Raw genomic sequence first — 12,722 nt, forward strand, 5'->3', positions numbered from 1 at the left:
TCGCGGAGAAGGAGCGGACGGAACATGGCCGGATTCGTGGAGAAACCCGAGCCGATCGAGGTCCCGGGGCTGACGCATCTGCACACGGGCAAGGTGCGCGACCTGTACCGCAACGAGGCGGGCGAGCTCGTGATGGTCGCGACCGACCGCATCTCCGTGTACGACTGGGTGCTGCCGACGGAGATCCCCGACAAGGGCAGGATCCTCACCCAGCTGTCGCTCTGGTGGTTCGGCCGCCTCACCGACCTCGTCCCGAACCACGTGATCTCGACCGACCTCCCCGCGGGCGCCCCCGCGGACTGGGAGGGGCGCACCCTCGTCTGCACGCCGCTGAAGATGATCCCGGTCGAGTGCGTCGCCCGCGGGTTCCTGACCGGATCCGGGCTCGCCGAGTACAACGAGACCAGGACGGTCTGCGGCCTCGCGCTGCCCGAGGGGCTCGTGGACGGCTCCGAGTTGCCGGGCGCGATCTTCACGCCCGCGACCAAGGCCGCGGTCGGAGACCACGACGAGAACGTGCCGTACGAGGAGGTCGCCCGCCTCGTGGGCGCCGAGACGGCCGCGCTGCTGCGCCGTACGACTCTCGACGTGTACGCGCGCGCGTTGGAGGTGGCACGGGACCGGGGCATCATCCTCGCGGACACCAAGTTCGAGTTCGGCTTCGACGGCGACCGGCTCGTGCTCGCCGACGAGGTCCTCACCTCGGACTCGTCGCGCTTCTGGCCGGCCGAGGAGTGGGAGCCGGGCCACGCGCAGCCGTCGTACGACAAGCAGTACGTACGCGACTGGCTGACGTCACCCACGTCCGGCTGGGACCGCAACGGTCAGCTGCCGCCGCCCGAACTGCCCAAGGAGGTCGTCGAGGCGACACGGGCCAAGTACGTGGAGGCGTACGAGCGCCTCACCGGCATCGGCTGGAGCTGATCCGGGCCGGGGCTGCGGCCCCGGCCCCGGCTGCGACGGCGAAGGCCCCTCCCGGACGACCGGGAGGGGCCTTGTGACGAGCGGACGACGAGGCTCGAACTCGCGACCTCAACCTTGGCAAGGTTGCGCTCTACCAACTGAGCTACGTCCGCATGCGCCCTGCGGCGCGTCCCCAACTATACCCAACGTTCCCGCGCGGGTGACCCGGCCCAGCGGCCACATACGCCAGAGGCCCCGGTCTCCCGACCGGGGCCTCTGATCACTGAGCGGACGACGAGATTCGAACTCGCGACCCTCACCTTGGCAAGGTGATGCTCTACCAACTGAGCCACGTCCGCACGCATCGAACTGGCGACGCGCTCATCACTCTACCTGATCCACAAGAGTGCTCGGGCGGTGATGCGGAGCGGGTGACAGGAATCGCACACTGTGCCTCCCCCTTGGAAAGGGGGCGTTCTGCTACTGAACTACACCCGCACGCTCCGGAAGGATTCGGCCTTTCGGCCTCGCCCCTCGGCGTGCTCCAGACTCTAGCCGATCAACCGGGGTGCATGGCAAATCGTCGTCGTGTGCCGCCGGCTCGGATCCCCGGGCCGGCGGCGGCGCCTCAACCGGCCGCGCGGAACGCCTCGTAGACGCGCTTGGGGATGCGTCCCCTGGCAGGCACGTCCATCTTGTGCGACTGGGCCCAGGCGCGGACCGCCGCCGGGTCGGGCGCGAGGGACGTGTGCCGGTAGGAGCCGCGCGCCTTGCCGCGCTTCGAGGCATTTGTCTGCTTGCGTCCCGCCGCCATGTAGGGCGCGAGCACCTTGCGCAGTTTCTTTGCATTGGCGGGATTCAGGTCGATCTCGTACGACTTCCCGTCCAGACCGAAGGCGACCGTTTCCGCCGCTTCTCCGCCGTCCATGTCGTCGGAGAGAGTGACCACTACGCGCTGCGCCACTGCTATCGGTCCTTTCCTGCGGCACCACGCCCGCGCCCAGCCTGCGATTGTGCGGGGCTGGCGTGCGCTGATACCGGTCTTCTGCTTGGTCTCGGACGAAGTTGTTTTTCGCTGTATTCCTTTGTACAGCGGAAGGCGTCGCATTGTGAAGCCCAGTCAATTGCCTCAGCGTGTCCCGCGGCAATGGGTGGGGGTCCTTTTTTCGTGGGTTTCCGTGCCCGTCGCTGCCGCTATATCGGGACGTGATGTGTGACCTGCGTTATCTACTCGCGTAGATTCTCCGTGCGGGTACGCTGAGGGGAGCTGAGGAGAGCTTGGGGGGCCGAGGGCGATTCCCTGTCAGGGGGAATCCCCTGCCGGAGGGGACCCCCAGGGACCGCGGGGCCTCCCCCGGGGCGCACGCGGTCAGACCTGAGCCGACACAGCGAACACAGCCCGCACCACACCACCGGGAGTGCCAGTGGCACGCGTCGTAGTCGACGTCATGCTCAAGCCGGAGATCCTCGACCCGCAGGGGCAGGCCGTGCAGCGCGCGCTGCCCCGCCTCGGGTTCGACGGCATCGCCGATGTCCGCCAGGGGAAGCGTTTCGAGCTCGAGGTCGAGGGTCCGGTGGACGACGCCGCCCTCGCCCGCATCCACGAGATGGCCGAGACGTTCCTCGCCAACACCGTGATCGAGGACTTCACGGTGAAGGTCGAGGAGACCCGGACCGCGGAGCCGGCGAAGTGACCGCACGCATCGGAGTCGTCACCTTCCCCGGGACGCTCGACGACCGCGACGCGCTGCGCGCCGCGCGCATCGCGGGCGCCGAGCCCGTGGCCCTGTGGCACCGCGACAAGGACCTCAAGCAGGTCGACGCGGTCGTGCTCGCCGGCGGCTTCAGCTACGGCGACTATCTGCGCGCGGGCGCCATCGCCCGTTTCTCGCCCGTGATGGGGCAGGTCATCGAGCAGGCGAAGGCCGGTATGCCGGTCCTCGGCATCTGCAACGGTTTCCAGGTCCTGACCGAGACGCACCTGCTGCCCGGGGCGATGCTGCGCAACAACCACCTGCATTTCGTCTGCAAGGACCAGCGGCTCGGCGTCGAGAACGCGGGCACGGCCTGGACCGCCGACTTCGCGGCCGGGCAGGAGATCCACATTCCCCTGAAGAACATCGACGGGCGGTACGTCGCCGACGAGCGCACTCTCGACGAACTGGAGGGCGAGGGGCGCGTCGCCTTCCGCTACCTGGACGGCAACCCGAACGGCTCGCTCCGCGACATCGCCGGCGTCGCGAACGCCGCGGGCAACGTCGTCGGACTCATGCCGCACCCCGAGCACGCGGTCGAGCCGCTGATCGGCACGGGCGGCACGGACGGCCTCGGATTCTTCACCTCGATCCTCAAGAAGCTGGTAAGCGCCTCATGAGCCCCGCCGCCCTGGACACCGTCGACAACGCCGCGAAGACGCCCGACGTCGAGCAGCCATGGAAGGAACTCGGCCTCAAGGAGGAGGAGTACGCGCGGGTGCGCGAGATCCTCGGCCGCCGTCCGACGGGCGCCGAGCTCGCGATGTACTCCGTCATGTGGTCGGAGCACTGCTCGTACAAGAGCAGCAAGGTGCACCTTCGGCAGTTCGGCGCGAAGGCCCCGCAGAACGACGCGATGCTCGTGGGCATCGGGGAGAACGCGGGCGTCGTGGACGTCGGCGAGGGGTACGCGGTCACCTTCAAGGTCGAGTCGCACAACCACCCGTCGTACGTCGAGCCGTACCAGGGTGCGGCCACCGGCGTGGGCGGCATCGTGCGCGACATCATCGCGATGGGCGCGCGCCCGGTCGCGGTCGTCGACCCGCTGCGGATGGGCGCTGCCGACCACCCGGACACCAAGCGCGTCCTGCCCGGCGTCGTCGCCGGGATCGGCGGGTACGGCAACAGCCTCGGCCTGCCGAACATCGGCGGCGAGCTGGTCTTCGACGCCTGCTACCAGGGCAACCCGCTGGTCAACGCGGGTGCGATCGGCGTGATGCGGCACGAGGACATCCACCTCGCGAAGGCGTCGGGCTCCGGCAACAGGATCATCCTGTACGGCGCCCGCACCGGCGGCGACGGCATCGGCGGCGCGTCGATCCTCGCGTCCGAGACGTTCGACGCGACGAAGCCGTCGAAGCGCCCCGCGGTGCAGGTAGGCGACCCGTTCCAGGAGAAGCTGCTCATCGAGTGCACGCTTGAGGCGTTCGCCGAGAAGCTCGTCGTCGGCATCCAGGACCTCGGCGCCGCCGGGCTGTCCTGCGCGACGAGCGAGCTGGCGTCGAACGGCTCGGGCGGCATGCGCGTCGATCTTGACGACGTGCCGCTGCGCGACTCCACGCTCTCGCCCGAGGAGATCCTCATGAGCGAGTCGCAGGAGCGCATGTGCGCGGTCGTCGAGGAGGCGAAGGTCGAGCGCTTCCTCGCGATCTGCGAGAAGTGGGACGTCATCGCCACCGTCGTTGGCGAGGTCACCGACGGCGACCGGCTGGAGATCTTCTGGCACGGCGAGAAGATCGTCGACGTCGACCCGCGCACGGTCGCCCACGAGGGGCCCGTCTACGAGCGCCCGTACGCGCGCCCCGACTGGCAGGACGCGCTGCAGGCGGACGACGCGGGCAAGCTGCCGCGCCCGGCCGGCGCGGCGGAACTGCGTGCGCAGGTGCTGCAGCTGGTGGGCTCGCCCAACCAGGCCTCCAAGGCGTGGGTCACCGACCAGTACGACCGGTTCGTGCAGGGCAACACGGTCCTGGCGCAGCCGGAGGACACCGGCATGGTCCGGATCAACGAGGAGACGGGACTCGGCGTCGCGCTGGCCAACGACGGCAACGGCCGGTTCGCCAAGCTCGACCCGTACACCGGCGCGCAGCTCGCGCTGGCGGAGGCGTACAGGAACGTGGCGGCCTCGGGCGCCAGGCCGCTCGCGGTCTCGGACTGCCTCAACTTCGGTTCGCCCGAGGACCCCGCGGTGATGTGGCAGTTCGCCGAGGCGGTGCGCGGCATCGCCGACGGCTGCCTGCGGCTGGGCACGCCGGTGACCGGTGGCAACGTCTCGCTCTACAACCAGACGGGTGAGGCGGCGATCCACCCGACTCCGGTCGTGTCCGTGCTCGGCGTCATCGACGACGTGGCGCGGCGCACGCCGATGGCGTTCGCCGAGGCCGGCCAGCTGGTCTACCTGCTGGGCGACACCCGCGAGGAGTTCAGCGGGTCCGCCTGGGCGCAGGCGATCCACGACCACCTGGGCGGCCTGCCGCCCGCCGTGGACCTGGACCGCGAGAAGCTGCTCGGCGAGATCCTCGTCTCGGCCTCGCGCGACGGCATGATCGACGCGGCGCACGACCTGAGCGACGGCGGCCTGATCCAGGCGGTCGCCGAGTCGTGCCTGCGCGGTGGGAACGGCGCGCGGCTCATCGTGCCGGACGGGCTCGACGCTTTCACGTTCCTGTTCAGCGAGTCCGCGGGGCGTGCCGTCGTCTCCGTGCCGCGCAGCGAGGAGACGCGCTTCACGGACATGTGCAAGGTACGGGGTCTGCCCGCGACCAGGATCGGCGTGGTGGACGGCGACGTGATCGAGGTGCAGGGCGAGGTCACGCTCCGGCTTGAGGAGCTGAGGTCCGTTTACGAAGGAGCGATCCCGGCGCTGTTCGCCTGAGGCGGCCGGTCGGTCATCACGTCATGAGCGAGGGGAGAAGCGCATGTACGAGTACAAGGTCGTGACGTTCAGGGAATCGCTGGTCGGCGACGCCCTCGACAGCGGCAAGCTGGAGAAGACGCTCAACAAGCACGCGGAGGAGGGCTGGGCTCTGAAGGCCATCACCGCCGCTGACGTCAAGGGGCGGGTCGGTCCCGGCGCGGTCGAGGGACTGCTCCTCACGTTCGAGCGCCCGCGCCAGGGCTGACGGCGGGGGCCGGGGGCCGATTGCCGGACTGATGCCGGTGCCGACTGATGTCGGCACCGGCATCAGTGCGTTCAGATGACTTTTCCGTGGGAGCGACCGAGGTCTTGTGCGGGATTACGTAATTACGTAAAGTCGAGGCATGGGTCTTGAGCAGCGAGTCACCGAGCTCGAACGGAGGCTGGCCGAGCTGGAAGGCGTGTCGGCGCCGGCCGATGCGCCCTCCGACTCCGGGCCCGGATCGGCGGAGCCGGGTGTGCGGCCGGAGTTCTGGGCTCTGCAACGGCTCAAGGCCGAGCTGGCGTCCATCGGCAGCCATGACGGCGGCGTGCTGTTCACGGGATCGGTGCTCCTGCCCACGCGGGAGCGCTACGAGTGGCAGTACGGCACGGCCACGGAGCAGTTGCTGGACGAGGACTGGTCGCGCGAGGCGGACGCGTTCGCCGCGCTCGGGCACGGCGTACGGCTGCGGCTGCTGAAGGAGGTCGTGGGAGGCCGCCGCACGGCCGCCGAGCTCGCCGAGGTCGACGGGATGGGCACGAGCGGGCAGGTCTACCACCACCTCAGGCAGCTGACGGGCGCCGGCTGGCTGCAGGCGGCCGGCCGCGGCCGTTACGAGATACCGGCGGCCCGGGTCGTGCCGCTGCTCGTCATGCTGTCCGCCGCGCGGCCCTGACCAGGGCGCGGGGATGGAGCCGGGGATGCCGTCGGGGAAGACGTCGAGAAACGCCACAGGGGGAAAGATGCGGGACAGCCATCACGACCGGGAACAGCACCAGGCGGTCGCCGAGCAGGGGAGCGGGGGTCCGGGGCGCGATCAGGAAGAGGCAGCCGGGAGGGAGTGGGTCGGTGCGGCACGGGGGGCCGCGCCTGCCCGTTCACGGCCGGGGCGCCGGTGGTCCGGGCGCAAGGTCGCCATGCTCGTCTACCGGCTCAGCTGGCTCGTCTTCGTGGGCCTGGTGGTCGCGGGCGTGATCACGGAGCTGCCCTTCAGCTGGTGGCTCACCTGGGTGCCGGCGGTGGTCGCCGTCTGCCTGCTCTTCGGGCTCGGCCGCTCCACGGCCCGCGCCCAGCGCGCCGCGCGGCCGCCCGCCGTCGAGTGCGCGGCGCCGGTGTCCGGGCGGTGGGCCGCTCTCAACAGCCCGGCGGACCGGGTGCCGAGCCACGGCACGCACGCGTACGGGCAGACGTATGCGATAGACATCGTCGGTGAGCCCGAGCCGGGGTCGAGGCCGCGGTTCGCGCGGATCTGGCCGGTCATGAGGCGCAACGACCGGTTCCCCGGATTCGGTGCGCAGGTGCGCGCCGTGGGGGACGCCACGGTCGTGACGTCGTCGGACGGGAAGCGCGACCACCTGAGCCGCAACTCGCTCCCCGGGGTGGTGTACCTGATGCTGGCCGAGAGCTGGATACGGGATCTGGCGGGTGCGGGCTGGGTGGTCGGCAACCACGTCGTCCTCGACCTGGGAGGCGGCGCGTACGCGCTCTACGCGCACCTGCGGCGGGGATCGCTGACCGTGCGCGCGGGGGAGCGGGTGACGGCGGGGCAGGCCATCGCGCAGTGCGGGAACAGCGGCAACTCGACCGAGCCGCACGTGCACTTCCAGCTGATGGACGATCCCGACCCCGATGTGGGCCGCGGCCTGCCGTTTCGATGGCACGGCCTGGGTGTCCCGGCCGGCGGCGAGGCGTTCACGGCCGACGGCGGCGAGCACCGGGCGCCGCGCACCGCGGGCGGGGTCGGCTAGCCTCATGCGCGTGCAGCCCGCCAAGAAGCGACTCCGCAGCTACGACCACGAGCGGACACGTGCCGCTCTCCTCGCACAGTTCGAGCATGCGCGGGAGGCCGTGCGGGCGCTCGCGCCCGACCAGTACACGCTTCCGACCGGGCTCGGGACGTGGACGGTGCGGGAGCTCGCCGCCCATCTCACGATGGCGGTGGAGGTCGTCAACAGCGCCCTCGAAGTCCCGGAGCCGGTGGGGCCCGCCGTGCCCTTGCTCGACTGGCCGTTCGGTACGGCGTCCAGGGCGAGCACCATCGCCGACCGGGTGGACGCGCTCGCCGCGGCGCGTGAGCCGGAGGAGCTGTTCACGACCGTGGCGGAGCGTGCCGAGCGCCTGCTGCCGGGCGCCTCGGGCGACCGGCTGCTCGTGACGAGCTCGGGGCCCATGCGGCTGACGGACTACCTCGTCACGCGGATCGTGGAGCTCGTCGTCCACACCGACGACCTGAACCGGGCGGCCGGGCTGTCGGTGCCGTTCGACCGGCAGGCGCTCGCCACGGCGACGCGGCTGCTCGCCGACGCGCTCGCGGTCCGGGCGCCGGGGGCCTCCACGGAGGTGCGCGTCCCGCCGTACGCGGTGGTGCAGTGCGTCGAGGGGCCACGGCACACGCGGGGCACGCCGCCCAACGTGGTGGAGGCCGGGCCGCTCGTCTGGCTGCGGCTGGCCACGGGGCGTACGACCTGGGGCGAGGCGCTGGCCGCCGCCGAGGTCAGCGCCAGTGGGGAGCGCGCCGACCTGTCGGGGCTGCTGCCGCTGATGGGGTGACGGTGCGCCCCGGTTGCGGAACCGAGCGTGGCGTTGGATCGTCCGAGGGACATGCAGAAGCAGGGAATCGCCACAGTTGGCATTGCCGCACTGCTGGCCCTCACGGCCGCCTGCGGCACGCAATCCGGTACGTCCGGAACGGGCGCCGGGACGGGCTCGGGCACGGCGCCGTCCGCCGACCCGAGCGGTAGCGCGGTGCGTACGGACCTCCCGCTCACCGGGGTGCGGTGGAAGGTCGACAGCCTGACGGTCGCCGGGGCGTCCCCCGCGGTGCCGGCCGCGGCGACCATGGAGATCGACCGCGACGGACGGATCTCGCTGGGCACAGGGTGCAACGGCTACAGCGGCCGGGTCCGGGTCGAGGGGGACGAGATCACCGTGGTGTCCGGCCTGAACAGGACGTTCGTCGGGTGCTCGATGTATCTGGAGCGGTACGAGGAGGCGATCGGGGACGCGTTCAAGGGGACGCTCAAGGCGCACGTGAGCGGGCGGGCGGCGAACGACAGGGAACTCGTGCTGACCTCGCCCGGCAAGCGGGGGACGCGCGTCGCGCTGACGACGCGTCCCGACGCGCCGCTCGTCGGCACTGCCTGGACGGTGGACGCCCTGACCGGCGCGAAATCCTCCACGACGCTGCCGAAGGGCACGGAGGGCAAGGCGCACTTCACGTTCGAGCACGGGGCGGTCAGCGGCAGCCTCGGGTGCAACAGCTTCCGCGCGCCGGTGAAGGTCTCCGGCTCCAAGGTGACTTTCGGGCGCGTCATCTCGACCAAGATGGCCTGCTCGCCCGCGCTGTCCGAGCTCGAACAGGGAATCCTCAAGGTGCTGAAGGGGACGGTCACGGCGCAGACCAGCCACAAGGCGCTGTTCCTGAAGGGCAAGGACGGCGCCGGGCTCGCGGCGGTCGCCCGCTAGCCGGTATGAGTTGGGTCACCGTGCGGTGGCTTCGCCGCGTGTCCGTGGCGCGGGGACTCGCCGGGTGCCGCGAAGGGGACGCGGCCCCCGCCGCGGCGGCCGGACGGGCCCGGGCCGCCGGTCGCGGGCGGTGGACGGAGGCCGGGCGGCCGCACGGTCCGCTGGGCGGGAGTCACGTTGCGTGGTCGCCCGCGCGGGACCGGCCCAGGTTTTACGCATCCCCAATTCGGACCAGTGGTCGATCTCGCCTACACTCGGTTGCGTGCCTCGTGGTGATGGACGACTCAGCCACGACCTGCTCCCCGGAGAAAAGGGCCCCCAGGACGCCTGCGGCGTCTTCGGAGTCTGGGCTCCGGGCGAAGAGGTCGCCAAGCTCACCTATTTCGGACTGTATGCCCTGCAGCACCGCGGACAGGAATCCGCGGGCATCGCAGTGAGCAACGGGTCCCAGATCCTCGTCTTCAAGGACATGGGCCTGGTCTCGCAGGTCTTCGACGAAACCTCCCTCGGCTCCCTGCAGGGCCACATCGCCGTCGGTCACGCGCGCTACTCGACCACCGGCGCGTCCGTGTGGGAGAACGCGCAGCCGACATTCCGCGCGACAGCGCACGGCTCGGTGGCGCTCGGCCACAACGGCAACCTCGTGAACACCGCGGAGCTCGCGGAGATGGTCGCCGACCTGCCCAAGGAGAACGGCAGGGCCACCCAGCTCGCGGCGACCAACGACACCGACCTCGTCACCGCTCTCCTCGCCGGCCAGACCGACGAGGACGGCAAGCCCCTCACCGTCGAGGAGGCGGCACCCCTCGTGCTGCCCCGGGTGAAGGGCGCCTTCTCGCTCGTCTTCATGAGCGAGCACACCCTCTACGCCGCCCGCGACCCCCAGGGCATCAGGCCGCTCGTGCTCGGCCGCCTGGAGCGCGGCTGGGTCGTCGCGTCCGAGTCCGCCGCGCTCGACATCTGCGGCGCCGCGTTCGTCCGCGAGATCGAGCCCGGCGAGTTCGTCGCGGTCGACGAGAACGGACTGCGAACGACTCGATTCGCAGAAGCGAAGCCCAAGGGCTGCGTCTTCGAGTACGTGTACCTGGCGCGGCCCGACACGGACATCGCCGGCCGGAACGTGTACCTGTCCCGGGTGGAAATGGGCAGGAAACTCGCCGCCGAGGCGCCGGCCGAGGCCGATCTGGTGATAGCGACCCCGGAATCCGGCACTCCGGCCGCGATCGGCTACGCGGAGGCCAGCGGCATCCCGTACGGCTCGGGCCTGGTGAAGAACGCGTACGTCGGCCGTACGTTCATCCAGCCGTCCCAGACGATCAGGCAGCTCGGGATCCGGCTCAAGCTCAACCCGCTCAAGGAGGTCATCCGGGGCAAGCGCCTGGTGGTCGTGGACGACTCCATCGTCCGGGGCAACACCCAGCGCGCCCTGGTCAAGATGCTTCGCGAGGCCGGGGCCGCCGAGGTGCACATCCGCATCTCGTCCCCGCCGGTGAAGTGGCCGTGCTTCTTCGGCATCGACTTCGCCACCCGCGCCGAGCTGATCGCCAACGGCATGACCATCGACGAGATCGGCACCTCGCTCGGCGCCGACTCGCTGAGTTACATCTCCATCGACGGGATGATCGAGGCCACCACCATCGACAAGCCGGACCTGTGCCGCGCCTGCTTCGACGGCGTCTACCCGATGGACCTGCCCGACCCCGAGCTGCTCGGCAAGCAGCTCCTGGAGACCGAGCTCGCCGCCGGCCCCGCCGACACGGCGGCCGCCGACGCCCTGCGCCGCCCGTAGCGCCCGTCCCGCCCCCTGCCCCGCGTACGCCGTCGGCCGGCGCCAAGCCCGTATCCCGTGCCGCCCCGTACGTTCGACGACACGAAGGTTCCCGCAATGTCTCAGTCCCCCGCCCCCCGCACCGGTGCCAGCTACGCGGCCGCCGGCGTCGACATCGAGGCCGGCGACCGCGCGGTTGAGCTGATGAAGGAGTGGGTCAAGAAGACCCGCAGGCCCGAGGTGCTCGGCGGCATCGGCGGGTTCGCCGGCCTCTTCGACGCCTCCGCCCTCAAGCGCTACCAGCGCCCGCTGCTCGCGTCGGCGACCGACGGCGTCGGCACGAAGGTCGACCTGGCGCGCAGGCTGAGCGTCTACGACACGATCGGCCACGACCTGGTCGGCATGGTCGTCGACGACCTGGTGGTGTGCGGCGCGGAGCCGCTGTTCATGACGGACTACATCTGCGTGGGCAAGGTTCACCCGGAGCGGGTCGCCGCGATCGTCAAGGGCATCGCGGAGGGATGCGTGCTCGCCGGCTGCTCACTGGTCGGCGGCGAGACCGCTGAGCACCCGGGGCTGCTGGGCGAGGACGACTTCGACGTCGCGGGCGCCGGGACGGGCGTTGTGGAGGCGGACGGACTGCTCGGCGCGGACCGTATCCGCGCGGGTGACGTCGTCGTCGCCATGGGCTCGTCCGGTCTTCACTCGAACGGGTACTCCCTGGTGCGGCACGTGGTCTTCGACCGGGCCGGCTGGTCGCTGGAGCGCGAGGTCGCGGAGTTCGGCCGCACCCTCGGCGAGGAACTGCTCGAACCGACGCGCATCTACTCGCTCGACTGCCTGGCCCTCACCAGGACCACCGAGGTGCACGCGTTCAGCCACGTGACCGGCGGCGGCCTGGCGGCCAACCTCGCCCGCGTCGTGCCCGACGGGCTGCACGCCGTCATCGACCGGTCGTCGTGGCGGCCCGCGCCCGTCTTCGAGGTGGTCGGCACGGTCGGCGGCGTCGAGCGGCTCGAACTGGAGAAGACGCTGAACATGGGCGTCGGCATGATCGCCGTGGTGCCGGAGGGATCGGTGGACACCGCGCTGACGACGCTGGCCGACCGCGGGGTCGACGCCTGGGTCGCCGGACGGATCACCGAACGGGGAGCGGAGACGACCGGGGCCGCGCTGGTCGGGGACTACGCGGCCTGAGGTGATCGGGGCAGCACAAACCCGATCCGCGACCGTGATCCCGGACCGGGCAGGTGAAGAGAGGAAACGGCGAAGGTGTGGAGGCGTCAAGCGCCGCGGCGCTGGGAGGAAGGACCTGAGTCCTCGTCCTCGTCCTTCTCGTCCTCGTTGTACAGATCTGCGTACTGAGCGTACGGGTTGTCGTCTTCCTCCTCGTCGTCCTCGAACGGCTCGCCGTTCGGAGGCTGACTGGAGGTAGACGCGCCTAGCTCGTTGGCCAGACGCGACAGGTCAGTCCCGCCGCTGTTGTACTTCAGCTGGCGGGCGACCTTCGTCTGCTTGGCCTTGGCCCGGCCGCGCCCCATGGCTCGACCCCCTCGGTGACGGGGCTACTCGGCCCCAGAGTCTTGACACGCGTTCATGGTTCAGAACGAGCTCTCGTCGGAGAGACCCGTCCGTAGGGCTTCAACCGTACCTGCTTCCGCGGCCATGCGGTACGCCGTCCACATGACGCGCCCCGGGGCAGAACCGGCGAGA

The 12,722-nt window shown here is 70.8% G+C and carries 13 protein-coding genes and 3 tRNA genes; 11 read left to right on the forward strand and 5 right to left on the reverse strand.

What is annotated here, in order from left to right; translation table 11 throughout:
- Window positions 1-24: 24 nt before the first annotated feature.
- Window positions 25-924, forward strand: coding sequence for a phosphoribosylaminoimidazolesuccinocarboxamide synthase (locus IH48_RS0119820; protein WP_030906052.1), 900 nt, complete (start codon window positions 25-27; stop codon window positions 922-924).
- Window positions 925-1,003: 79 nt separating this feature from the next.
- Here IH48_RS0119820 and IH48_RS0119825 read toward each other — a convergent pair.
- The 4 genes from IH48_RS0119825 to IH48_RS0119840 all read right to left on the reverse strand — a co-directional run bounded on the left by IH48_RS0119825 (window position 1,004) and on the right by IH48_RS0119840 (window position 1,867).
- A tRNA-Gly gene (locus tag IH48_RS0119825) sits at window positions 1,004-1,076 on the reverse strand.
- A gap of 113 nt (window positions 1,077-1,189) precedes the next feature.
- Window positions 1,190-1,262 (reverse strand) — tRNA-Gly (locus IH48_RS0119830).
- Between the two features lie 67 nt (window positions 1,263-1,329).
- Window positions 1,330-1,401 (reverse strand) — tRNA-Gly (locus IH48_RS0119835).
- A 130-nt stretch (window positions 1,402-1,531) separates the two neighbouring features.
- The gene (locus IH48_RS0119840; RefSeq protein WP_324604316.1) at window positions 1,532-1,867 is read right to left on the reverse strand and encodes an Lsr2 family protein; all 336 of its coding nucleotides are present in this window, start codon (window positions 1,865-1,867) and stop codon (window positions 1,532-1,534) included.
- A 460-nt stretch (window positions 1,868-2,327) separates the two neighbouring features.
- On the opposite strand from IH48_RS0119840, the gene purS reads away from it, so the two are divergent.
- From purS to purM, 10 genes are all read left to right on the forward strand, one after another.
- Window positions 2,328-2,597, forward strand: coding sequence for a phosphoribosylformylglycinamidine synthase subunit PurS (gene purS, locus IH48_RS0119845; protein WP_030906058.1), 270 nt, complete (start codon window positions 2,328-2,330; stop codon window positions 2,595-2,597).
- Window positions 2,594-3,277: a phosphoribosylformylglycinamidine synthase subunit PurQ gene (gene purQ, locus IH48_RS0119850; protein WP_030906060.1), complete on the forward strand. Its 684-nt coding sequence runs from the start codon at window positions 2,594-2,596 to the stop codon at window positions 3,275-3,277. Before purS ends, purQ begins: the two co-directional genes overlap by 4 nt.
- Window positions 3,274-5,532: a phosphoribosylformylglycinamidine synthase subunit PurL gene (gene purL, locus IH48_RS33495; RefSeq protein WP_037842537.1), complete on the forward strand. Its 2,259-nt coding sequence runs from the start codon at window positions 3,274-3,276 to the stop codon at window positions 5,530-5,532. The genes purQ and purL overlap by 4 nt, the downstream gene beginning before the upstream one ends.
- Window positions 5,533-5,575: 43 nt before the next feature.
- On the forward strand, window positions 5,576-5,779 hold the full coding sequence (locus IH48_RS0119860; RefSeq protein ID WP_030906063.1) for a DUF4177 domain-containing protein: 204 nt from the start codon (window positions 5,576-5,578) through the stop codon (window positions 5,777-5,779).
- A 139-nt stretch (window positions 5,780-5,918) separates the two neighbouring features.
- On the forward strand, window positions 5,919-6,452 hold the full coding sequence (locus IH48_RS0119865; RefSeq protein ID WP_030906065.1) for an ArsR/SmtB family transcription factor: 534 nt from the start codon (window positions 5,919-5,921) through the stop codon (window positions 6,450-6,452).
- Window positions 6,453-6,693: 241 nt separating this feature from the next.
- The gene (locus IH48_RS0119870; RefSeq protein WP_051840177.1) at window positions 6,694-7,524 is read left to right on the forward strand and encodes a M23 family metallopeptidase; all 831 of its coding nucleotides are present in this window, start codon (window positions 6,694-6,696) and stop codon (window positions 7,522-7,524) included.
- Between the two features lie 10 nt (window positions 7,525-7,534).
- Window positions 7,535-8,326 carry a maleylpyruvate isomerase family mycothiol-dependent enzyme gene (locus IH48_RS0119875; RefSeq protein WP_030906070.1) on the forward strand — a complete coding sequence of 264 codons (792 nt, stop codon included), beginning with the start codon at window positions 7,535-7,537 and terminating at the stop codon, window positions 8,324-8,326.
- A gap of 51 nt (window positions 8,327-8,377) precedes the next feature.
- Window positions 8,378-9,241, forward strand: coding sequence for an META domain-containing protein (locus tag IH48_RS0119880; protein WP_030906072.1), 864 nt, complete (start codon window positions 8,378-8,380; stop codon window positions 9,239-9,241).
- 262 nt (window positions 9,242-9,503) lie between these two features.
- Window positions 9,504-11,030, forward strand: a complete 1,527-nt coding sequence (gene purF / locus IH48_RS0119885) for an amidophosphoribosyltransferase (protein ID WP_030906074.1) — start codon at window positions 9,504-9,506, stop codon at window positions 11,028-11,030.
- A gap of 96 nt (window positions 11,031-11,126) precedes the next feature.
- Window positions 11,127-12,206, forward strand: coding sequence for a phosphoribosylformylglycinamidine cyclo-ligase (purM, locus tag IH48_RS0119890; protein ID WP_030906076.1), 1,080 nt, complete (start codon window positions 11,127-11,129; stop codon window positions 12,204-12,206).
- Between the two features lie 86 nt (window positions 12,207-12,292).
- Here purM and IH48_RS0119895 read toward each other — a convergent pair whose 3' ends face one another.
- Complete coding sequence (locus IH48_RS0119895) at window positions 12,293-12,550, reverse strand: DUF3073 domain-containing protein (RefSeq protein ID WP_030906078.1); 258 nt, start codon at window positions 12,548-12,550, stop codon at window positions 12,293-12,295.
- Window positions 12,551-12,722: the final 172 nt, after the last annotated feature.

Origin of the sequence: Streptomyces sp. NRRL F-5126 (genome assembly GCF_000721265.1) — a bacterium.
Classification (GTDB): domain Bacteria; phylum Actinomycetota; class Actinomycetes; order Streptomycetales; family Streptomycetaceae; genus Streptomyces.